This window comes from Cupriavidus sp. FW306-01-F10A, from assembly GCF_058782785.1.
In genome coordinates, this window is sequence record NZ_JBYSYA010000036.1 from 22,617 (window position 1) to 44,356 (window position 21,740).

17 protein-coding genes are annotated in these 21,740 nt (G+C 65.3%); 15 read left to right on the top strand and 2 right to left on the bottom strand.

Annotated features, from left to right (window positions below):
• Window positions 1–87: 87 nt before the first annotated feature.
• The 3 genes from carB (at window position 88) to AC3WLF_RS29695 (ending at window position 4,619) form a co-directional block, all read left to right on the top strand.
• A complete protein-coding gene (gene carB / locus AC3WLF_RS29685) occupies window positions 88–3,336 on the top strand; it encodes a carbamoyl-phosphate synthase large subunit (protein ID WP_492320593.1) in 3,249 nt (1,082 codons plus the stop codon).
• 248 nt (window positions 3,337–3,584) lie between these two features.
• The gene (gene greA, locus AC3WLF_RS29690) at window positions 3,585–4,061 is read left to right on the top strand and encodes a transcription elongation factor GreA (RefSeq protein ID WP_492320594.1); all 477 of its coding nucleotides are present in this window, start codon (window positions 3,585–3,587) and stop codon (window positions 4,059–4,061) included.
• A gap of 54 nt (window positions 4,062–4,115) precedes the next feature.
• Window positions 4,116–4,619: a DUF4149 domain-containing protein gene (locus AC3WLF_RS29695; RefSeq protein WP_010814318.1), complete on the top strand. Its 504-nt coding sequence runs from the start codon at window positions 4,116–4,118 to the stop codon at window positions 4,617–4,619.
• Between the two features lie 88 nt (window positions 4,620–4,707).
• Here AC3WLF_RS29695 and AC3WLF_RS29700 read toward each other — a convergent pair whose 3' ends face one another.
• Window positions 4,708–5,211, bottom strand: a complete 504-nt coding sequence (locus tag AC3WLF_RS29700; protein WP_010814317.1) for a YhbY family RNA-binding protein — start codon at window positions 5,209–5,211, stop codon at window positions 4,708–4,710.
• A gap of 297 nt (window positions 5,212–5,508) precedes the next feature.
• Here AC3WLF_RS29700 and AC3WLF_RS29705 point away from each other — a divergent pair, with 297 nt between their 5' ends.
• From AC3WLF_RS29705 to phoR, 11 genes are all read left to right on the top strand, one after another.
• Window positions 5,509–6,174: an RlmE family RNA methyltransferase gene (locus AC3WLF_RS29705; protein ID WP_010814316.1), complete on the top strand. Its 666-nt coding sequence runs from the start codon at window positions 5,509–5,511 to the stop codon at window positions 6,172–6,174.
• Window positions 6,175–6,327: 153 nt separating this feature from the next.
• The gene (ftsH, locus tag AC3WLF_RS29710; protein ID WP_010814315.1) at window positions 6,328–8,211 is read left to right on the top strand and encodes an ATP-dependent zinc metalloprotease FtsH; all 1,884 of its coding nucleotides are present in this window, start codon (window positions 6,328–6,330) and stop codon (window positions 8,209–8,211) included.
• A gap of 131 nt (window positions 8,212–8,342) precedes the next feature.
• Window positions 8,343–9,209 (top strand): dihydropteroate synthase, encoded by an 867-nt coding sequence (gene folP, locus AC3WLF_RS29715; RefSeq protein WP_041687450.1) that lies wholly within the window; start codon window positions 8,343–8,345, stop codon window positions 9,207–9,209.
• Between the two features lie 58 nt (window positions 9,210–9,267).
• On the top strand, window positions 9,268–10,611 hold the full coding sequence (glmM, locus tag AC3WLF_RS29720; RefSeq protein WP_492359217.1) for a phosphoglucosamine mutase: 1,344 nt from the start codon (window positions 9,268–9,270) through the stop codon (window positions 10,609–10,611).
• Window positions 10,612–10,842: 231 nt separating this feature from the next.
• A complete protein-coding gene (gene pstS / locus AC3WLF_RS29725) occupies window positions 10,843–11,874 on the top strand; it encodes a phosphate ABC transporter substrate-binding protein PstS (RefSeq protein WP_492320598.1) in 1,032 nt (343 codons plus the stop codon).
• A gap of 118 nt (window positions 11,875–11,992) precedes the next feature.
• Window positions 11,993–12,961, top strand: a complete 969-nt coding sequence (gene pstC, locus AC3WLF_RS29730) for a phosphate ABC transporter permease PstC (RefSeq protein ID WP_011615657.1) — start codon at window positions 11,993–11,995, stop codon at window positions 12,959–12,961.
• Window positions 12,958–13,857, top strand: a complete 900-nt coding sequence (gene pstA, locus AC3WLF_RS29735; protein ID WP_492320599.1) for a phosphate ABC transporter permease PstA — start codon at window positions 12,958–12,960, stop codon at window positions 13,855–13,857. Before pstC ends, pstA begins: the two co-directional genes overlap by 4 nt.
• 52 nt (window positions 13,858–13,909) lie before the next feature.
• A complete protein-coding gene (gene pstB / locus AC3WLF_RS29740; protein WP_013957282.1) occupies window positions 13,910–14,698 on the top strand; it encodes a phosphate ABC transporter ATP-binding protein PstB in 789 nt (262 codons plus the stop codon).
• Between the two features lie 47 nt (window positions 14,699–14,745).
• A complete protein-coding gene (phoU, locus tag AC3WLF_RS29745) occupies window positions 14,746–15,450 on the top strand; it encodes a phosphate signaling complex protein PhoU (RefSeq protein WP_018309301.1) in 705 nt (234 codons plus the stop codon).
• Between the two features lie 27 nt (window positions 15,451–15,477).
• The gene (phoB, locus tag AC3WLF_RS29750) at window positions 15,478–16,185 is read left to right on the top strand and encodes a phosphate regulon transcriptional regulator PhoB (protein WP_492320600.1); all 708 of its coding nucleotides are present in this window, start codon (window positions 15,478–15,480) and stop codon (window positions 16,183–16,185) included.
• A gap of 133 nt (window positions 16,186–16,318) precedes the next feature.
• Window positions 16,319–17,701, top strand: coding sequence for a phosphate regulon sensor histidine kinase PhoR (gene phoR / locus AC3WLF_RS29755; RefSeq protein ID WP_492320601.1), 1,383 nt, complete (start codon window positions 16,319–16,321; stop codon window positions 17,699–17,701).
• A gap of 96 nt (window positions 17,702–17,797) precedes the next feature.
• Here phoR and ppk1 read toward each other — a convergent pair whose 3' ends face one another.
• Window positions 17,798–19,924, bottom strand: coding sequence for a polyphosphate kinase 1 (ppk1, locus tag AC3WLF_RS29760; RefSeq protein ID WP_081050189.1), 2,127 nt, complete (start codon window positions 19,922–19,924; stop codon window positions 17,798–17,800).
• A gap of 154 nt (window positions 19,925–20,078) precedes the next feature.
• Between ppk1 and ppx the strand changes: the two genes are divergently transcribed.
• Window positions 20,079–21,611, top strand: coding sequence for an exopolyphosphatase (gene ppx / locus AC3WLF_RS29765; RefSeq protein ID WP_492320602.1), 1,533 nt, complete (start codon window positions 20,079–20,081; stop codon window positions 21,609–21,611).
• Window positions 21,612–21,740 lie beyond the last annotated feature (129 nt).

Genomic DNA, 21,740 nt, shown 5'->3' on the forward strand with positions numbered 1-21,740 from the left:
AAGACGATATTTTTGAATCCTGACGGATTCCCTGATTACCGGCGCGGTCCGCAGGCAAGGCGGGCCGGCCCATAAAGAGAGCGTGCAATGCCAAAACGCACAGACATCAAGAGCATCCTGATCATCGGCGCGGGCCCCATCATCATCGGCCAGGCGTGCGAGTTCGACTACTCCGGCGCCCAGGCCTGCAAGGCGCTGCGCGAGGAAGGCTTCAAGGTCATCCTGGTCAATTCGAACCCGGCGACCATCATGACCGACCCCAACACGGCCGATGTGACCTACATCGAGCCGATCACCTGGGAAGTGGTCGAGCGCATCATCGAGAAGGAACGCCCGGACGCGATCCTGCCGACCATGGGCGGCCAGACCGCGCTGAACTGCGCGCTGGACCTGCACCGTCACGGCGTGCTGGAGAAATACAAGGTCGAGCTGATCGGCGCCTCGCCGGAAGCCATCGACAAGGCCGAGGACCGCCAGAAGTTCAAGGACGCCATGACCAAGATCGGTCTGGGTTCGGCCAAGTCGGGCATCGCCCACTCGATGGACGAAGCCATGGCCGTGCAGTCGCGCATTGCCCAGGAAACCGGCACCGGCGGCTACCCGATCGTGATCCGCCCGTCGTTCACGCTGGGCGGCAGCGGCGGCGGCATCGCCTACAACCGCGAAGAATTCGAAGAGATCTGCAAGCGCGGCCTGGACCTGTCGCCGACGCGCGAGCTGCTGATCGAAGAATCGCTGCTGGGCTGGAAAGAGTATGAGATGGAAGTGGTCCGCGACAAGAAGGACAACTGCATCATCATCTGCTCGATCGAGAACCTGGACCCGATGGGCATCCACACCGGCGACTCGATCACCGTCGCTCCGGCCCAGACCCTGACCGACAAGGAATACCAGATCCTGCGCAACGCGTCGCTGGCCGTGCTGCGCGAGATCGGCGTCGACACCGGCGGCTCCAACGTGCAGTTCTCGATCAACCCGAAGGACGGTCGCATGATCGTCATCGAGATGAACCCGCGCGTGTCGCGTTCGTCGGCGCTGGCCTCCAAGGCCACCGGCTTCCCGATCGCCAAGGTCGCGGCCAAGCTGGCCGTGGGCTACACGCTGGACGAGCTGAAGAACGAGATCACCGGCGGCGCGACCCCGGCTTCGTTCGAGCCGTCGATCGACTACGTGGTCACCAAGGTGCCGCGTTTCGCGTTTGAGAAATTCCCGCAGGCCGACAGCCACCTGACCACCCAGATGAAGTCGGTGGGCGAGGTGATGGCGATGGGCCGCACCTTCCAGGAATCGTTCCAGAAGGCCCTGCGCGGCCTGGAAGTGGGCGTCGACGGCCTGGACGAAAAGTCGTCGGACCGTGACGAGGTCGTCGAGGAAATCGGCGAAGCCGGCCCCGACCGCATCTGGTACGTGGGCGACGCCTTCCGCCTGGGCATGTCGCTGGAAGAGGTCTATGCCGAGACCGACATCGACCCCTGGTTCCTGGCCCAGATCGAAGACATCATCAAGACCGAAGGCCTGGTCAAGACGCGCACGCTGGAAAGCCTGTCGACCGCCGAGCTGCGTTTCCTGAAGCAGAAGGGCTTCTCCGACCGCCGCCTGGCCAAGCTGCTGAAGACCGACGCCAAGGCCGTGCGCGAAGCGCGCATCGCCCAGAACGTGCGCCCGGTCTACAAGCGCGTGGACACCTGCGCGGCCGAGTTCGCCACCAACACCGCCTACATGTACTCGACCTACGAGGCCGAGCATGGCGAGTGCGAGGCGCAGCCGACCGACAAGAAGAAGATCATGGTGCTGGGCGGCGGCCCGAACCGGATCGGTCAGGGCATCGAGTTCGACTACTGCTGCGTGCACGCCGCGCTGGCGCTGCGCGAAGACGGGTACGAGACCATCATGGTCAACTGTAACCCGGAAACCGTGTCGACCGACTATGACACCTCGGACCGCCTGTACTTCGAGCCGCTGACGCTGGAGGACGTGCTGGAGATCGTCGCGCTCGAGAAGCCGGTCGGCGTGATCGTGCAGTACGGCGGCCAGACCCCGCTGAAGCTGGCGCTGGACCTGGAAGCCAACGGCGTGCCCATCATCGGCACCAGCCCCGACATGATCGACGCGGCCGAAGACCGCGAGCGCTTCCAGAAACTGCTGCAGGAGCTGGGCCTGCGCCAGCCGCCCAACCGCACCGCGCGTGCCGAGGACGAGGCGCTGCGCCTGGCCGAAGAGATCGGCTACCCGCTGGTGGTGCGCCCGTCGTACGTGCTGGGCGGCCGCGCCATGGAAATCGTGCATGAGCCGCGCGACCTCGAGCGCTACATGCGCGAGGCCGTCAAGGTCTCGAACGATTCCCCGGTGCTGCTGGACCGCTTCCTGAACGACGCCATCGAGTGCGACGTCGATGCCATCTCCGACGGCAAGCGCGTCTTCATCGGCGGCGTGATGGAGCACATCGAGCAGGCTGGCGTGCACTCGGGCGACTCCGCCTGCTCGCTGCCGCCGTACTCGCTGTCGGCCGAGACCGTGGCTGAACTGAAGCGCCAGACCGCCGCGATGGCCAAGGCGCTGAACGTGATCGGCCTGATGAACGTGCAGTTCGCGATCCAGCAGAACGACGGCGTCGATACCGTCTATGTGCTGGAAGTGAACCCGCGCGCCTCGCGTACTGTGCCGTACGTGTCCAAGGCCACCGGCTTGCAGCTGGCCAAGATCGCCGCGCGCTGCATGGCGGGCCAGTCGCTGGACGAGCAGGGCATCGGCGAAGAAGTCATCCCGCCGTACTACAGCGTCAAGGAAGCGGTGTTCCCGTTCAACAAGTTCCCGGGCGTCGATCCGGTCCTCGGACCTGAAATGCGCTCGACCGGCGAAGTGATGGGGGTGGGCAAGGCCTTCGGCGAGGCGCTGTTCAAGAGCCAGCTGGCCGCGGGTTCGCGCCTGCCGGAGAAGGGCACCGTGCTGATCACCGTGAAGGACAGCGACAAGCCGCGCGCCGTTGGCGTGGCTCGCATGCTGCACGACATGGGCTACCCGATCGTTGCCACCCGCGGCACCGCCTCGGCCATCGAGGCCGCCGGCATCCCGGTCAAGACCGTCAACAAGGTCAAGGACGGCCGTCCGCATATCGTGGACATGATCAAGAACGGCGAACTGGCGCTGGTGTTCACCACTGTGGACGAAACCCGCACCGCGATTGCCGATTCGCGCTCGATCCGGACCTCGGCGCTGGCTCACCGCATTCCTTACTACACCACCATCGCCGGCGCCCGCGCCGCGGTGGAGGGCCTGAAGCACATGCAGAGCCTGGAGGTCTACGACCTGCAGAGCCTGCACGCCTCGCTGGCCTGAAGCCCCGCAGGTAAGGCAAGCGGCACATTGCCACTGGCCGGGCGGGTTGTGCCCGGTCAAGTCCAGGAAGCCCGCCGGAGTTGCTGCCGGCGGGCTTCCTGGCCTAAACTACGTCAAATTCGCCGATCGATGCGGCGTGCCCGCATTCGGTCCTGTCTGAAAGCCGCGGTTGAGCGGAAGTGCCCTGGCAGCATTGGCCAGGGATGGCTCCAGCTCCGCTGCGGCTCATTTTTTTGTTGAACGAAGACATGAGCACCATTCCGATTACCAAGCGTGGCGCAGAGCTCCTGAAGGAGGAGCTGCAGCGCCTGAAGGCTGTCGAGCGTCCGTCGGTGATCAATGCGATCTCGGAAGCCCGCGCACAGGGCGACCTGTCTGAAAACGCCGAATACGACGCCGCCAAGGAAAAGCAAGCCTTTATCGAAGGCCGCATCCTGGAAGTGGAGGCCAAGCTGTCGGCCGCACAGATCATCGACCCGACCCAGCTGGACACCGACGGCCGCATCGTCTTTGGCGCGACTGTGGACCTGGAAGACCTGGAGTCCGGCAGTCCCGTCAGCTACCAGATCGTGGGCGATGACGAAGCCGACATCGACGTCGGCAAGATCTCGGTCAGCTCGCCCATCGCGCGTGCGCTGATCGGCAAGTTCGAAGGCGACGTCGCAACCGTGCTGGCCCCTGGCGGCGAGCGCGAGTACGAAGTCATTACCGTACGCTATATCTGACGCCGGCCCGGCCGGCAGGCTTGCACCTGGCCCGGCCCCCGGAAAGACCGGCACGTGTTCTCCAATTCCTATAACAATCTGCCGCCGCTGCCGCACCGCATCTTCCTGCTGCTGACGGTGGTGTGGGCGGGCAGCCTCTGGACCGTCGGCTACATGGTGGCGCCGACTTTGTTTTCGGTGCTGCCCAGCCGCGAGATGGCGGGCATGATCGCCGGGCACCTGTTCCATACCGAGGCCATCGTCGGGGTCACCATCGGCGTGCTGCAGCTGGTGCTGTGCAACGTGATGATCCGGCGCGGTGCCCACCGCTATCGCGGCCTGCGCTGGCTGGTGCTGGGCATGTTGTGCTGCGTGCTGGCGGGCTACTTCGGCACCCAGCCGTTCATGGCCGGCCTGAAGGAAAAGGCGCTGGCACTGGGCGTCGGCGTTTCGGAATCGCCTTACAAGGCGCAGTTCGGCATGCTGCACGGCGTGTCGAGCGCCTTCTACCTGCTGCAAAGCCTGCTGGCGCTGGTGCTGGTGTGGCGCGCTTCGGCGCCGCGTTCGGCCGGGGAGTGAGGCCCGGCCGCCGGCACGGCCACGGGCGTGGCGTGCCGGCATCGGGCGTCGCCTGGCAGCAACCCCGTCATGCTTCAGCTGATCGTGCTCAGCCCAGCGCCTTCTTCTTCTGGCTGGTCGGGCGTGCGCGCGAACGCTTCACATTGCCGCCGGCGGTGACGCGCTCGTTGCCAAGCACCGTGACTTCCTTGCGGGTCGGACGGCGGTTCGGCGCGGCGCTGGGCTTCTTGACCGTCACCGTGCGCGGGGCCGCGCCGCCACGGCGGGCGGGGGTGTGGCGGCCCAGGTCTTCGGCCTGGTTTTCCTTCAGGCGCGCTTCGCCCGGACGCCAGACCACCAGCAGCTTGCCGATATGCTGGATCGGCGCGGCGCTGAGCTGGTCGCAGATTTCCTCGTAGATGGCGATGCGCGCGTCGCGATCGTCGCCGAACACGCGGATCTTGATCAGGTCGTGGGCGGCCAGGCTGCGGTCGATCTCGGCCAGTACGGCACGGGTCAGGCCTTCGGCGCCGACCATCACGACCGGGTTCAGGGCATGGGCACGGGAGCGCAGGTCAGAGCGCTGGGCAGGGACTAGTTGTAGAGCGGGCATAGGTTGGCGCTGATTATTAGGCGCTTGAAATAGTGATAGAGCGCGTGGGCGCCGGAAATCGGGCGCTGCAGCCCGCGCCGGTCGTGACACGGCGGGTCGGGCAAGGACAGGCTGCCGACGGCCGCCCGGGGGCGGCAAGCCGGCAGCTGATAAGGCGAGCCGGCGGTCGGTATGCGGATTGGCGCGTATTATCCGTCAATCCGGCACTGTCGGGCAGCAAAATCATCAAAACAGTAGGAAAACCTTCGCGGGCGGCATTGAGCGGCGGGCGGGGCAGGGAACAGGCTGGTAACTGGCATGGCAAAAAACAAGTTCAATCATTCGTGGCTGCACGACCACATCAACGATCCGTACGTGAAAATGGCCCAGCGCGAGGGCTATCGCGCCCGCGCGGCCTACAAGCTCAAGGAGATCGACGAGCAGGACAAGCTGATCCGCCCGGGGCAGGTGATCGTCGACCTGGGCGCGGCGCCGGGCAGCTGGAGCCAGTACGCCCGCAACAAGCTGGCGGACTCGCCCCGGGCCAAGGACGGCAGGATCGATGGCGCCGTGGTCGCGATCGACCTGCTGCCGATGGAACCGGTCGCCGACGTCACTTTCATCCAGGGGGACTTCCGCGAGGAATCGGTCTTCCGCGAACTGGAAAGTGTGGTGCTGGACGCCTCCGGCGGTAACAAGATTGACCTTGTTTTGTCGGACATGGCCCCCAATTTGTCCGGTGTGGCCTTCGCCGATGCAGCACGGATCGAGTACCTGTGCGACCTGGCGCTGGAATTTGCGCAGGCCCACCTTAAGCCGGAGGGGGCATTGCTGGTAAAGTGCTTCCACGGGAGCGGCTACAGCCAGATCGTGGAGAAGTTCAAACGGCATTTCAAAGTGGTTGCGAAACGCAAGCCCAAGGCGTCTCGCGACAAGTCTTCCGAAACCTTTATCCTTGGGCGCTACCTCAAGGCAGTGGATTGACCGGTCTCGATACAAGCCAGGGCGAAAAAAGAAGCGTGGAAAGTGCCCCACCCGGTGCTATCGGCATCATAGTTTCTCTGTTTCCCCCCGAGGGCGGGCGCTGCATTACAATGCAGCTATCCGTTGGCAAGGCAATTGCAAAGGAGTTCGGCCTTGAATAACAACCTGTTTCAAAAGGCGGCAATCTGGCTCGTGATCGCGCTGGTGTTGTTTACCGTCTTCAAGCAGTTCGACAAGCCCCGTGCGCAGGACAGCGTCACCTATTCGCAGTTCATGGATGACGCCAAGAATGGCAAGGTGTCGCGTGTCGACGTGCAGGGCCGCAACCTGGTGGTCTCGCCTAAGGAAGGCGCCAAGTACACCATCATCTCGCCGGGCGACATCTGGATGGTTGGCGACCTGATGAAGTACGGCGTCCAGGTGACCGGCAAGGCGGACGACGAACCCAACGTGCTGGTCCAGGCCCTGTATTACCTCGGGCCGACCCTGCTGATCATCGTGTTCTGGTTCTACATGATGCGCCAGATGCAGGGGGGCGGCAAAGGCGGCGCTTTCTCATTCGGCAAATCGCGTGCGCGCCTGATCGACGAGAACCAGAACGCCGTCACGTTCCAGGACGTGGCCGGCTGCGACGAGTCCAAGGAAGAAGTGGTCGAGCTGGTCGACTTCCTGAAGGACCCGCAGAAGTTCCAGAAGCTGGGCGGGCGCATCCCGCGCGGCGTGCTGCTGGTCGGCCCTCCGGGTACCGGCAAGACGCTGCTGGCGCGCGCCATTGCCGGCGAGGCCAAGGTACCGTTCTTCAGCATCTCGGGTTCCGACTTTGTGGAAATGTTCGTCGGCGTGGGTGCGGCCCGCGTGCGCGACATGTTCGAGAACGCCAAGAAGCAAGCACCCTGCATCGTGTTCATCGATGAAATCGACGCGGTTGGCCGCCATCGTGGCGCCGGCATGGGCGGCGGCAACGACGAGCGCGAGCAGACCCTGAACCAGATGCTGGTCGAGATGGACGGCTTCGAGGCCAACTCGGGCGTGATCGTGATCGCCGCGACCAACCGTGCCGACGTGCTGGACAAGGCGCTGCTGCGTCCGGGCCGTTTCGACCGCCAGGTCTACGTGGGCCTGCCGGACATCCGCGGCCGCGAGCAGATCCTGAAGGTCCATATGCGCAAGGTGCCGATCGGCAACGATGTCGACGCCTCGATCATCGCGCGCGGCACCCCGGGCTTCTCGGGCGCGGACCTGGCCAACCTGGTCAACGAAGCCGCACTGTTTGCCGCCCGCCGGAGCAAGCGCGTGGTCGATATGCAGGACTTCGAAGATGCCAAGGACAAGATCTATATGGGTCCGGAGCGCAAGTCGACGGTCATGCGCGAAGAAGAGCGCCGGGCCACGGCTTACCACGAGTCGGGCCATGCGGTGGTGGCCAAGCTGCTGCCCAAGGCCGATCCGGTGCACAAGGTCACCATCATGCCGCGTGGCTGGGCGCTGGGCGTGACCTGGCAGCTGCCGGAGCATGACAAGTATTCGAAGTACAAGGACAGCATGCTGGAAGAGGTTGCCATCCTCTTCGGCGGCCGCGCGGCGGAAGAGGTCTTCCTCAACGCCATGAGCACCGGTGCTTCCAACGACTTCGAGCGCGCCACCAAGCTTGCCCGCGACATGGTGACCCGCTTCGGTATGAGCGATTCGCTGGGTGCCATGGTCTACGTGGATACCGAGCAGGATGGCATGTTCGGCAAGCTGTCGTCGAAGACCGTGTCGGAAGCCACGCAGCAGAAGGTCGACGCCGAGATCCGCCGCATCATCGACGAGCAATACGCGCTGGCCAAGCGCCTGCTCGAAGAGAACCGCGACAAGGTCGAAGCCATGACCAACGCGCTGATGGAATGGGAAACCATCGATGCCGACCAGGTCAACGACATCATGGCCGGCAAGCCGCCGCGTCCGCCGCGCAGCGCGTCGGGCCCGAACGGCGGCGGCAGCACGCCTCCGGGCGGCTCGCCGGTGGCGCCGACCAACGCGCCCGCCACGGCCTGATCCTGGTTCGTTCACAGACGACGCCGTAGTGATGGCTGTGTAGTGCCTGTCCCTGAAGCCGGTGCCTGGTGCACCGGCTTTTCCTTTTGCGCGGCATCCGCGGCGCCCGGATTGAATCAAGCATTCCTACCTTGCAGCAGACTTCTCAGACCCGGTATTTCCAGTGCGGCCGTTTTCGCTTTGCCCTGGACCAGCGCCCGCTGGTGATGGGTATCCTCAACGTCACGCCCGATTCTTTCTCCGATGGCGGCCAGCATGCCAGCCGCGACGCGGCGCTGCGCCATGCCGGGCAGATGATCGCCGAGGGTGTGGACATCATCGACATCGGCGGGGAATCGAGCCGGCCCGGTTCGGCGGCGCTGCCGCTGGAAGACGAACTGGCGCGCGTGATCCCGGTGGTGGAAGCGCTGCGCGACTGCGGCAAGCCGCTCTCGGTCGATACCTACAAGCCCGAGGTCATGCGCGCCGCGCTTGCGGCCGGAGCCGATCTCATCAACGATATCTGGGGTTTCCGCATGCCGGGCGCGGTCGAGGCCGTGGCGGCGGGGCAGGCGGGCCTGTGCGTGATGCATATGCAGCGCGATCCGCAGACCATGCAGGAAGACCCGCACTACGATGACGTGGTCGCCGAGGTGGCCGGGTTCCTTGCCGAGCGCATTGCCGTGCTGCGCGCTGCCGGCATCGACGATGCGCGCATCTCCCTCGATCCGGGGTTTGGCTTCGGCAAGACACCCGATCATAATTTGCGCCTGCTCGGCCAACTGCCGCGGCTGGCACTTGAGGGCCTGCCGGTGCTGGCGGGCATCTCGCGCAAGTCCACGCTGGGCGCGGTCCTCGGTGGCCGGCCGCCGCAGCAGCGTGTTGCGGCCAGCATTGCCGCCGCGGTGTGTGCGCTGGAGCGCGGAGCATTTATCGTGCGCGTGCATGATGTGGAGCAGACGGTGGATGCCGTGAAGACCTGGTGGGCGGTGCGCAACGAGTCCGTTGGCGCGGCCTGAATCAGCCGCGGCCACCGCAGACAGATCAACGACCAGAGTAAAGAAAGGGAATCAGCGAATGACACGCAAGTATTTCGGGACAGATGGCGTGCGGGGCAGGGTCGGCGAGGCGCCGATCACGCCGGACTTCGTGATGCGCCTGGGCCATGCGGCCGGCAAGGTGCTGGCCCACGGCGCCAAGACCGGGCAAGGCAAGCCGACCGTGCTGATTGGCAAGGACACGCGCATTTCCGGCTATATGCTGGAAGCGGCGCTGGAAGCCGGCTTTACCTCGGCCGGCGTGCACGTGCTGCTGACCGGCCCGCTGCCGACGCCGGGCATCGCCTACCTGACGCGGGCGCTGCGCCTGTCCGCGGGCGTGGTGATCTCGGCCAGCCACAATCCCTACTACGACAACGGCATCAAGTTCTTTTCGGCCGACGGCGACAAGCTGCCGGATGCGGTCGAGGCGGAGATCGAGGCTGCCATCGAAGAGCCGATGGTGTGCGCGCCGTCCGATGACCTGGGCCGCGCGCGCCGCATCAACGATGCCCCCGGCCGATATATCGAGTTCTGCAAGAGTACCTTCCCGCATGAGCAGGACCTGTACGGCCTGAAGCTGGTGGTCGACTGCGCCCATGGCGCGGCCTACCACATCGCGCCGCACGTGTTCCATGAGTTGGGCGCCGACGTGGTTTCGATCGGCAACCAGCCGGACGGCCGCAATATCAACGACGGCTACGGCGCCACGGCGCCGGGCAAGCTGGTTGAGGCGGTCAAGGCACATGGAGCCGACCTGGGCCTGGCCTTTGACGGCGACGCCGACCGCTTGCAGGTGGTGGATGCCGACGGCCGTCTCTACAACGGCGACGAATTGCTGTATCTGATCGTGCGCGACCGCCAGGCCGCTGGGCAGGCGGTGCCGGGTGCCGTGGGCACGCTGATGACCAATATGGCGGTGGAGCTGGCGCTCAAGCGCCAGGGCGTGGAATTTGTGCGCGCCAACGTAGGCGACCGCTATGTGCTGGAAGAGTTGAACAAGCGCAGCTGGACCCTTGGCGGCGAGGGCTCCGGCCACCTGCTGTGCCTGGACCGCCACAGCACCGGCGACGGCATCGTGTCGGCGCTGCAGGTGCTGGCCGCGCTGCGCCGCAGCGGCAAGACGCTGGCGCAGTTGCTCGAGGGCGTAAGGCTGTTCCCGCAGACGCTCATCAACGTGCGCGTGCAGAAAGGCTTCGACTGGCAGTCGCATGCCGGCCTGCAGGCCGCGCGCGCGGCGGTCGAGCCTGAACTGGAGGGGCGCGGCCGGGTGCTGATCCGTGCCTCCGGCACCGAACCGGTGGTGCGGGTGATGGTCGAGGCCGAGCAGGCCGAAATGGCCGAGCGCGCGGCCAGGCGGCTGGCCGATGCCTTGGGCGCCTGATATGCCGCCCCCTGACCAGAAACGCCGGGCCAGTCCCGGCGTTTTTTTATTCCATAACGCAATTAACCGCCGTCATATTGCGTCACCATGACTGCCGGATGGTAGCGGCGATCCCTTGCTGGAGGCCGGTTCCAAGAAGATTTAAAGATGTCACGGAATTGTCATACAGGGAGCATAGAGTTCGTCTTGTCAAAAATTTGTCATTCCCAACCAATGTTCTCTGGAGGACATATGAAGCTGGTCAAGACTGCCGTGGCAGGCATCGTTTCGATGGTGGTGGCGGGCACTGCGTTCGCGGCGGAAATTACCGGTGCAGGCGCTTCTTTCCCCGCGCCCGTGTATTCCAAGTGGGCCGACGCATACCAAAAAGCAACGGGTAACAAGGTCAACTATCAATCCATCGGTTCGTCGGGCGGGATCAAGCAGATCGGCGCCAAGACGGTCGATTTCGGTGCCTCGGACGCGCCGCTGAAGGACGAGGACCTGAACAAGCAGGGCCTGGTCCAGTTCCCGACCGTGATCGGCGGCGTGGTGCCGGTGATCAACCTGCAGGGCGTGAAGCCGGGCGAACTGACCATCACGGGCGAAGTGCTGGCCAACATCTACCTGGGCAAGATCAAGAAGTGGGATGACCCCGCGATCAAGGCGCTGAACCCGCAGGCCAAGCTGCCGAGCCAGGACATCCTGCCGGTGCGCCGCGCCGACGGTTCGGGCACGACCTTCATCTTCACCAACTACCTGTCCAAGGTCAGCCCGGACTGGAAGAGCGCGGTGGGCGAGGGCACCACGGTCAACTGGCCGGGCGGCGGCACCGGCGGCAAGGGCAACGAGGGCGTCGCCGCCTTCGTGCAGCGCCTGAACGGTGCGATCGGCTACGTCGAGTACGCCTACGCCAAGCAGAATAAGATGACCCACGTGAACATGAAGAACGCGTCGGGTGCCGTGGTCAAGCCGGGCGACGATGCCTTCAAGGCTGCCGCCGCCGGTGCGGACTGGAGCAAGACCTACTACCAGATCCTGACCAACCAGCCGGGCAAGGAAGCCTGGCCGATCGCCGGCGCCACCTTCATCCTGGTCCACAAGAACCAGGAAAAGGCCGCGCAGGGTGCCGAAGTGCTGAAGTTCTTCGACTGGGCCTACAAGAGCGGCGCCAACATGGCTGCCGACCTCGACTACGTGCCGCTGCCGGAAAACGTTGTGAACCAGATCCGTTCGACCTGGAAGACCAGCGTCAAGGACGCCTCGGGCAAGGCGCTGTACTGATCCTGACGGCATCGCCGGCCCCGCGCGAGTGCGGGGCCGGTGGCCGGGCTGCCCGAAACTGGCCCGGACACCGGGCTCCCGCCCAGGCGGGAGCGGCGATCCACCCTGAATTCCCGACATGGCGACTACCCCCTCCGAGATCCGCAACGTCCAGCCCCCGAGCCGCATGGGCGACATCCTGTTCGGCGGCCTGACGCGGGGCGCCGCGATCGTGACCCTGCTGCTGCTGGGCGGCATCATCGTCTCGCTCGCGATCAGCGCCTGGCCGTCGATCCAGACCTTCGGCGCGCGCTTCCTGTGGACCGCGGAGTGGGATCCTCCCGCCGATGTCTATGGCGCGCTGGTGCCCATCTACGGCACCATCGTGACCTCGCTGATCGCGCTGATCATCGCGGTGCCGGTGAGCTTCGGCATCGCGCTGTTCCTGACCGAGCTGTCGCCGGCCTGGCTGCGCCGCCCGCTGGGCACCGCCATCGAACTGCTCGCCGCGGTGCCGTCGATCGTCTACGGCATGTGGGGCCTGCTCGTGTTCGCGCCGATCTTCGGCGAGTATTTCCAGAAGCCCCTGGCCGCCACGGTGGGCCAGCTGCCGGTGGTCGGCAAGCTGTTCCAGGGCGCGCCGCTGGGCATCGGCTTGCTGTGCGCGGGCGTGATCCTGGCGATCATGATCATCCCGTACATCGCTTCGGTGATGCGCGACGTGTTTGAAGTCACCCCGGTGCTGCTCAAGGAATCCGCCTACGGCGTGGGCTGCACCACCTGGGAAGTGATGTGGAACGTGGTGCTGCCCTATACCCGCGCGGGTGTCATCGGCGGCGTGATGCTGGGCCTGGGCCGCGCGCTGGGCGAGACCATGGCCGTCACCTTCGTGATCGGCAACACCAACCTGCTGGACAGCGCCTCGCTGTTCTCGCCGGGCAACAGCATCACCTCGGCGCTCGCCAACGAATTCGCCGAAGCCGGCGCCGGCCTGCACACCGCCGCGCTGATGGAACTGGGCCTGATCCTGTTCTTCATTACCTTTGTGGTGCTGGCGCTGTCCAAGCTGCTGCTGCTGCGACTGGCAAAGAATGAGGGAACCAAATGAGCGCGAGTCAAGCCGTGTCTACCGTATCGATCCCGGCGGTCCGCCCCGACGCGGATGCCATCCGCACCCGGCTGCAGGCGCGCCGCCGCCGCACCAACCTGTATGCACTGACCGCCTCGCTGGTGGCGATGGGCTTCGGCCTGTTCTGGCTGGCGTGGATCCTGTGGACCACCGTCACGCTGGGCGTGGGCGGCCTGTCGCTGGACCTGTTCACGCAGATGACCCCGGCGCCGAATACCGCCGGCGGCGGCCTGGCCAACGCCATCTTCGGCAGCTTCGTGATGGTCGGCATGGCCACGCTGTTTGGCACGCCGCTGGGCATCCTGGCCGGCATCTACCTGGCCGAGTACGGCAAGAGCTCGCCGCTGGCCAGCTTTATCCGCTTTATCAACGACATCCTGCTGTCGGCGCCGTCGATCGTGATCGGGCTCTTTGTCTACGCGCTGGTGGTGACCCGCATGGGCCACTTCTCGGGCTGGGCCGGGATCTGCGCGTTGGCGCTGCTGCAGGTGCCGATCGTGGTGCGCACCACCGAGAACATGCTGAACCTGGTGCCCAACGCGCTGCGCGAGGCGGCCTTCGCACTCGGCACCCCCAAGTGGAAGATGGTGCTGTCGATCACGGTGAAGTCATCCTACGCCGGCATTGTGACCGGGGTGTTGCTGGCCGTCGCCCGTATCGCCGGCGAGACCGCGCCGCTGCTGTTCACCGCGCTGTCCAACCAGTTCTGGACCAGCGACCTGAACAAGCCGATGGCCAACCTGCCAGTGACGATCTTCCGCTTTGCCATGAGCCCGTTCACCGAATGGCAGCAACTGGCCTGGGCGGGTGTGTTCCTGATTACGATTGGCGTGCTGGCCCTGAATATCCTGGCGCGCATCCTGTTCAAGAAATAAGCGGCGCGGCCGGTAATCCGTCCCGCCCCAAAGACTGCAAGCGAGAAACGCAATGACCTCCACCGTCATCGACATTCCCGATTCGGTACGCGCCAAGATCGACGTGCGCAATCTGAACTTCTACTACAGCCAGTTCCATGCGCTGAAAGACATCAACATGTCGATCCCGGACCGCAAGGTCACGGCCTTTATCGGGCCGTCGGGCTGCGGCAAGTCGACGCTGCTGCGCACCTTCAACAAGATGTATGCGCTGTACCCCGAGCAGCGCGCCGAGGGTGAGATCAACATGGACGGCGAAAACCTGCTGACCGCGCGCCAGGACATCGCGCTGCTGCGCGCCAAGGTCGGCATGGTGTTCCAGAAACCGACGCCGTTCCCGATGTCGATCTACGACAACATCGCCTTCGGCGTGCGCCTGTTCGAGAAGCTGTCGCGCTCGGAGATGGACGACCGCGTGGAATGGGCGCTGACCAAGGCGGCGCTGTGGAACGAGGCCAAGGACAAGCTGCACCAGTCCGGCTACGGCCTGTCCGGCGGCCAGCAGCAGCGCCTGTGCATCGCGCGCGGCATTGCCATCCGCCCGGAAGTGCTGCTGCTGGACGAGCCATGCTCGGCGCTTGACCCGATCTCCACCGGCCGCATCGAAGAGCTGATCGCGGAACTGAAGGATGAGTACACCGTGGTGATCGTTACCCACAACATGCAGCAGGCGGCGCGCTGCTCGGACTACACCGCCTACATGTACCTGGGCGAGCTGATCGAGTTCGGCGAGACCGAGAAGATCTTCATCAAGCCGCACCGCAAGGAAACGGAAGACTACATTACAGGCCGGTTCGGCTGATCGTTACCGCAGGGCGTAGCATATCCATAAGCGGCCAGGAGAATCCCATGCCAGACAAGCACCTGTCGACCCAGTTCGACGCCGACCTCAACGCGATCAACACCAAGCTGCTGCAGATGGGCGGCCTGGTCGAGTCGCAGATCGAGCTCGCCATGCGCGCGCTGGCCGACTTCGATGGCGAGACCGCCGACCAGGTCATCGCCCGGGAGATCCAGCTCAACGCGCTGGAAGTCGAGATCGATGCCGACTGCGGCAACATCATTGCCCGGCGCCAGCCGACCGCGCGCGACCTGCGCCTGGTGATGGCCATCTCCAAGACCATCACCAACCTGGAGCGCGCCGGCGACGAAGCCGAGAAGATCGCCAAGCGCACCAAGCACATCATGGAAGACGCGTCGGCGCACAGCATCAACTACGCCGAGGTCAAGCTCTCGGGCGAGATGGCGATCTCGCTGCTGCGCCAGGCGCTGGACGCCTTTGCGCGCCTGGACACCGTGGCGGCGGCGCGCATCGTCAAGGACGACAAGGCCATCGACGAGGAATTCCGCGGCTTCGTGCGCAAGCTGATCACGTACATGATGGAAGACCCGCGTACGATCTCGGTCGCGCTGGATTTCCTGTTCATCGCCAAGGCCGTCGAGCGCATCGGCGATCACGCCAAGAACATCGCGGAATTTATCATTTACATTGTCAAGGGGACGGACGTCCGCCATGTCTCGCGCGAGGACATGGAGCGCGAAGCGCTGAGCTGAACTCAGCCGCCCACGGAGAACAATTACATGCCAAGCAGTATTCTCGTTGTCGAAGACGAACCGGCGATCGCCGAACTGATCGCCGTGAACCTGCAGCACGCGGGGCACTATCCGATCCGGGCCTATAACGCCGAGCAGGCGCTGTCGCTGATGAGCGATGTGCTGCCCGACCTGGTGCTGCTCGACTGGATGCTCCCGGGCAAGTCGGGCGCGAACTTCGCCAAGGAGTTGCGGGCCAACGACCGCACCCGCCAGATCCCCATCATCATGCTGACCGCCCGCGGCGAGGAGCAGGACAAGGTGATGGGGCTTGAGGCCGGCGCCGACGACTACGTCACCAAGCCGTTCTCGCCCAAGGAACTGCTGGCGCGGATCAAGGCGGTGCTGCGCCGCCGTGCGCCGCAGCTGACCGACGATGTGGTGGCCATCAACGGCCTGCGCCTGGACCCGGCCACGCACCGCGTCACCGGCCAGGACGAGAGCGGCGCGATCAAGCTGGAGCTGGGTCCGACCGAGTTCCGCCTGCTGCACTTCCTGATGACGCATCCGGAACGCGTGCACAGCCGCTCGCAACTGCTCGACCAGGTCTGGGGCGACCATGTCTTTGTCGAGGAGCGTACCGTCGACGTCCATATCAAGCGCCTGCGCGCCGCGCTCACCCCCGGCGGCTACAGCAATATGATCGAAACCGTGCGCGGCAGTGGCTACCGCCTGGCGCGCACGCCCGGCGCCTGACGCGCCGGACATGGGAGGGCGGCTTGACGTGCTGCCCTGCCAGAGCCCACGCTGCTGGCAGGGCGCGGCGAATTCGTGGCACACTCCGTCGCAACCCTGCAGCCTTCCCTGGCTGCGAGCCTGAACCCTGCGCATGAATGTCATCTGGGCCCGTTCCGTGGCCATCCTGATCAGCCTGCTGGTGCTGTCCGCCGGTGTTTACCTGGCCGTGGGCCCGGTGCCGGCGCTGGCGCTGGCATGCGTATCGCTGCTCGGGCTGCTGTTCTACTACCTGTACCAGATCAACCGCCTGTGGAAGGTGCTCGATGCGCCGGTCTACGGCGAGATCCCCAGTGCACTCGGACTTTGGGGCGAGGTGTATTACCGGCTGCACCGGCTGGTCAAGCGCTGGCGCACCCAGGTGCTGCAGGTCGAGCAGCAGCACACGCGCTTTATCCAGGCCATCCAGGCTTCGCCCAACGGCGTGCTGATGCTGGACGACGCCGACCAGATCGAGTGGTGCAACGACGTGGCCGAGCAGCACTTCGGCCTGAACGCGCGGCGCGACGTGCGCCAGCGCATCACCCACCTGATCCGCCGGCCCGAGTTCGTCCACTACCTGACCCGGCAGCGTTTTGACGATCCGCTGGTGATGCGCGACATGGGCGAACACAAGCACAGCGTGATCGCGGTGCAGATCCTGCCCTATGGCGACAACCGCAAGCTGGTGATCACGCAGGACATCACCAAGCTCGAAAACACCGAGGCGATGCGGCGCGACTTCGTTGCCAACGTGTCGCACGAACTGAAGACGCCGCTGACGGTGCTGACCGGCTTCCTGGAGACCGTGCGCGACCTGCCGGTATCGGAAGACGACCGGCGCCGCTACATCGACATGATGCTGGCGCAGTCGGTGCGCATGCAGAGCATCGTCGAAGACCTGCTGGCGCTGGCCAAGCTGGAAAGCGATGCGCAGCCGCCCGGCAATGACATCGTGCCGATCCGTGCCATGGTGGCGCACCTGACCCACGACGCCGAGGCGCTGTCGCAGGGACGGCACCAGGTCTCGGCCGAGATCGACCCGACCGTCGGCATGCGCGGCGCAGAGACCGAGTTGCTGTCGGCGCTGGGCAACCTGGTGTCGAACGCCGTGCGCTACACGCCGGACGGCGGGCGCATCACCATCAAGCTGGCCTGGGAAGAGGGTCATGCCGTGTTCTCGGTGGCCGATACCGGCCTGGGCATCGCTCCCGAGCATATTCCCCGGCTGACCGAGCGCTTCTACCGCGTGGACCGCAGCCGCTCGCGCGACACCGGCGGCACCGGGCTGGGGCTGGCCATCGTCAAGCACGTGCTGTCACGCCACCATGCGGACCTGCGCGTGACCAGCGAAGAGGGCCGGGGCAGCGTGTTCCGCGTGATCTTCCCGCTTGAACGCAGCCTGCGTTCGGCCGTGGAGGGCGCGGACATGCCAGCGCCAGGCAGCGGCCCGACCGCGCCGCCGCAGTCGCCGGACACCTCGCGGCGCGCCGCCTGAGCCGGAAAGGAAAACCCCGCCGCGGCGGGGTTTTGCATGTTATGCCTCAGGGAAGCCTCCTCGGCTCCTGGCGCAAGGTGGGCAACAGAAGCCCGCTCAGGGCATCCCCCCAAACATCACCAGCATATCGTTCTGGCTCACATGTGGACGCTTCGAGCGCGTCTGCTTGCGTGCATAGTTGCCGTCCGGCTGCATGATCCACGCCGAGGCGTTGTCGCGCAGGTGCACCTGCAGGCTTTCCTTGATGACGCGTGCCTTCAGCGCCTTGTCCAGCACCGGGAAGGCAACTTCCACGCGGCGGAACAGGTTGCGGTCCATCCAGTCGGCGCTGGACAGGTACAGCACCTCTTCGCCGCCGGCGTGGAAGTAGTAGACCCGGTGGTGTTCCAGGAAGCGGCCGATGATCGAGCGCACCGAGATGTTCTCGGACATGCCCGGGACGCCCGGCATCAGCGCGCACACGCCGCGCACGATCAGGTCGATCTTCACCCCCGCGCGCGAGGCCTTGTACAGCTCGTCGATGATCGATGGCTCCAGCAGCGCGTTCATCTTGGCGATGATGCGCGCGGGCTTGCCGGCGCGCGCGTTGCGGGCCTCGGCGCGGATATGGTCGACCAGGTTGCTCTGCATGGTGAAGGGCGACTGCCACAGGTGGTTCAGCCGGATGGTGCCGGCGGTGCCGGTCAGCAGCTGGAACACGTGGTGCACGTCTTCGCAGATCTCCTCGTTGGCCGTCAGCAGGCCGAAGTCGGTGTAGAGGCGGGCGGTGCGCGGATGGTAGTTGCCGGTGCCGAGGTGGGCGTAGCGCCGCAGCTTGACCTGCTTGGCCTTGGGGCCGGTGGGCTCGCGCCGCACGATCAGCAGCATCTTGGCGTGGCACTTGTGGCCGACCACGCCGTAGATCACGTGTGCGCCCGCGGATTCCAGGCGCTCGGCCCAGTTGATGTTGGTTTCCTCGTCAAAGCGCGCCAGCAGCTCCACCACCACGGTCACTTCCTTGCCGTTGCGCGCGGCGGTCATCAGCGCTTCCATCACCAGCGACTCATTGCCGGTGCGATAGACGGTCTGCTTGATCGCGACCACGTTGGGGTCGGCCGCGGCCAGCTGCAGCAGGTCGAGCACGGAACTGAAGCTCTCGTACGGGTGGTGCAGCAGCACGTCCTGCTGTCGCATCACGTCGAACATCGACGCGCCGGCGGAGAAGGCCTTGACCGGGGCGGGCACATACGGCGCAAACTTCAGCGCGGGCCGGTCCACCATGTCGGGGATCTGCATCAGCCGCACCAGGTTCACCGGGCCGGAAACACGATACAGGTCCTGCTCGGCGAGGCCCGATTCCAGCAGCAGCCGGCGCGCCAGCGGTGCCGGCGTGTCCGACGAGACTTCCAGGCGCACGGTATCGCCGAAATGGCGCGTGGGCAGCTCGCCCTGCAGCGCCTCGCGCAGGTCGGTGATCTCGTCTTCCGAGACGAACAGGTCGGAGTTGCGCGTGACGCGGAACTGGTAGCAGCCGTGCACGGCAATCGCCGGGAACAGCTCATGCACGAAGCCCTGCATGAACGACGACAGCATCACGAAGCCATACGGGTAGCCCGACAGCTTCTCCGGCATCTTCACCACGCGCGGCAGCGCGCGCGGCGCCTGCACGATGGCCAGGTCGGCCTCGCGGCCGAAGGCGTCCTTGCCGGACAATTCCACCACGAAGTTCAGGCTCTTGTTGAGCACGCGGGGAAAGGGGTGGGCGGGATCCAGTGCAATCGGGGTCAGCACCGGCCCCAGTTCGCGCTGGAAGAATTCGCGCGCCCATTCGCGCTGGGCGTCGGTCCAGGTGGTGGTCAGGTGGAAAAAGACCCCCTCTTTTTCAAGTAGTGGAAAAATGGTGTTCTGCAGCATGTCATACTGCGAAGCCACAAGCCGTTGCGTGCGCTCGGTGACAAGCTGGTAGGTCTGCTGGAATGACAGGCCGTCCGGCGTCAGCCCCGAAGCGTTGTCGCGCATCTGTTCCTTCAGGCCCGCCATGCGGATTTCAAAGAACTCGTCCAGGTTGCTGGACACGATGCAGATGAATTTCAGCCGCTCCAGCAGCGGGACCTTCGGGTCCGCCGCTTGCGCCAGCACGCGGGCATTGAATTCCAGGATGCCCAGTTCGCGGTTGAGCAGCGTACTGGACGGAGTCGTCGACATGAGCATGACCTTCTTTTGGTAATGTGGCGACTTTTTCATAAAAACGTGTCACTTTTATGACAGTTTGATTTTGTCATGATGCAGACATGACCAGGACATATTTTTCCCGGGCGCGAACGCCGGCAGGCCCAGGCACCAGAGTGCACCTGCCGCGCCACGCAACGCCAACGCGAACCAGCCCTCCTAGCACACGATGAACAACACCCCACGCCTGCTGGCTGCCGTCGACATGGGTTCGAACAGCTTCCGCCTGATGATCGGGCGGGTGGACGAGACCCCCACGGCCAATGGCCCGGCCAGCCAGATCTTCCAGGTCGACGCGCTGCGCGAGCCGGTGCGCCTGGCCGCCGGCCTGACTCCCGACAAATACCTGGACCAGCCCGCGCGGCGCCGTGGCATCGATGCGCTGCGGCGCTTCGGCGACCGGCTGCGCGAGTTCGCGCCCAACCAGGTGCGTGCCGTCGCCACCAATACACTGCGCGTGGCCAAGAACGCGTCCGAGTTCCTGATCGAGGCCGAAAGCGCGCTGGGCTTCCCGATCGAAGTGATCGCCGGGCGCGAGGAAGCGCGGCTGATCTACCTCGGGGCCTCGCACGACGCCCCGGCCTGCCAGGGCAACCGCCTGGTGGTCGATATCGGCGGCGGCTCGACCGAGTTCATCATCGGCAACGGCTACCAGTCCAAGCTGATGGAAAGCCTGTATATCGGCTGCGTATCGCACAGCCGCCAGTTCTTCCCCAGCGGCAACGTCGACGAATACGCGATGAAGCAGGCCGAGCTGGCCGCGCGCCGCGAGATCCAGGTGCTGGTGCGCCAGTACCGCGCCGCGGGCTGGGAGCAGGCGGTCGGCTCGTCGGGCACGGCGCGCGCGCTGGCCGAGCTGATCGAACTCAATGGCATGAACGACAGCACCGCCGAGCACGGTATCACGCGCGAAGGGCTGGAGCGCCTCAAGCGCGCGCTGATCAAGGCCGAGAACACCAACCGCGTCAAGCTGACCGGCCTCAAGGCGGACCGCATCCCGGTGCTGCCGGGCGGCTTGTCGATCATGCTGGGCGTGTTTGCCGAACTCGATATCGAGCGCATGGATGTCACCGACGGCGCGCTGCGGCTGGGCGTGCTGTACGACCTGCTCGGACGCAGCCACCATGAGGACATGCGCACCGTCACGGTGGACCAGTTCATGCGCCGCTACGGCGTGGACCGGGCCCAGTCCGGCCGCGTGCGCCGTGCCGCGCAGACGCTGCTGTCACAGTTCCCGGAGCCGGCCAACGAACGGCGCGAGGACAACCTGGCGCTGCTGGGCTGGGCCGCCAGCCTGCATGAGACCGGCATGTCGATCTCGCACAGCGGCTACCACAAGCATTCGGCCTATATCGCCACCCATGCCGACATGCCGGGCTTTTCCAAGACCGACCAGGCGCGGCTGGCGACGCTGCTGCTGGGCCATGCGGGCAAGCTCGGCAAGCTGTCGGGCAGCGGCAGGTTCGTCGACTGGCGCATGCTGTTCAGCCTGCGCCTGGCCTTTGTGCTGTGCCGCCGCCGCTCGGACGTGGCCTTGCCCGATATCCGCGTGAGCCAGCTGGCCGAGGCGCTGGACGAAGGCTTCACCGTGCGCCTGCCGAAGGTGTGGATCGAGGCCAATCCGCTGATCGAATACAGCCTGGCACAGGAGGCTGACGAATGGCAGCGGATTGGCAAGCGCTACAAGGTCATCTACGACTGAGCGCAGGGCGGAGGGCGGCCGCCAGGGCGGCGGCCGCTGACAGGCGCCTGGTGCCGCTTGTATGTTCAAACCAGACCAGTGCGGTAAAGTCTGAGCGTCGTTTAGACGGCCAGACCGGCCCGTGTAGTT

What these genes read in the sequence shown, in the direction of transcription:
- pstA (WP_492320599.1), top strand. Translation starts at nt 12,958, where the DNA reads ATGAGCGCGAGTCAAGCCGTGTCTACCGTATCGATCCCGGCGGTCCGC.
- ppx (WP_492320602.1), top strand. Translation starts at nt 20,079, where the DNA reads ATGAACAACACCCCACGCCTGCTGGCTGCCGTCGACATGGGTTCGAAC.
- AC3WLF_RS29705 (WP_010814316.1), top strand. Translation starts at nt 5,509, where the DNA reads ATGGCAAAAAACAAGTTCAATCATTCGTGGCTGCACGACCACATCAAC.
- pstB (WP_013957282.1), top strand. Translation starts at nt 13,910, where the DNA reads ATGACCTCCACCGTCATCGACATTCCCGATTCGGTACGCGCCAAGATC.
- ppk1 (WP_081050189.1), bottom strand. Translation starts at nt 19,924, where the DNA reads ATGAAAAAGTCGCCACATTACCAAAAGAAGGTCATGCTCATGTCGACG.
- phoR (WP_492320601.1), top strand. Translation starts at nt 16,319, where the DNA reads ATGAATGTCATCTGGGCCCGTTCCGTGGCCATCCTGATCAGCCTGCTG.
- greA (WP_492320594.1), top strand. Translation starts at nt 3,585, where the DNA reads ATGAGCACCATTCCGATTACCAAGCGTGGCGCAGAGCTCCTGAAGGAG.
- carB (WP_492320593.1), top strand. Translation starts at nt 88, where the DNA reads ATGCCAAAACGCACAGACATCAAGAGCATCCTGATCATCGGCGCGGGC.
- glmM (WP_492359217.1), top strand. Translation starts at nt 9,268, where the DNA reads ATGACACGCAAGTATTTCGGGACAGATGGCGTGCGGGGCAGGGTCGGC.
- AC3WLF_RS29700 (WP_010814317.1), bottom strand. Translation starts at nt 5,211, where the DNA reads ATGCCCGCTCTACAACTAGTCCCTGCCCAGCGCTCTGACCTGCGCTCC.
- pstS (WP_492320598.1), top strand. Translation starts at nt 10,843, where the DNA reads ATGAAGCTGGTCAAGACTGCCGTGGCAGGCATCGTTTCGATGGTGGTG.
- phoB (WP_492320600.1), top strand. Translation starts at nt 15,478, where the DNA reads ATGCCAAGCAGTATTCTCGTTGTCGAAGACGAACCGGCGATCGCCGAA.
- pstC (WP_011615657.1), top strand. Translation starts at nt 11,993, where the DNA reads ATGGCGACTACCCCCTCCGAGATCCGCAACGTCCAGCCCCCGAGCCGC.
- phoU (WP_018309301.1), top strand. Translation starts at nt 14,746, where the DNA reads ATGCCAGACAAGCACCTGTCGACCCAGTTCGACGCCGACCTCAACGCG.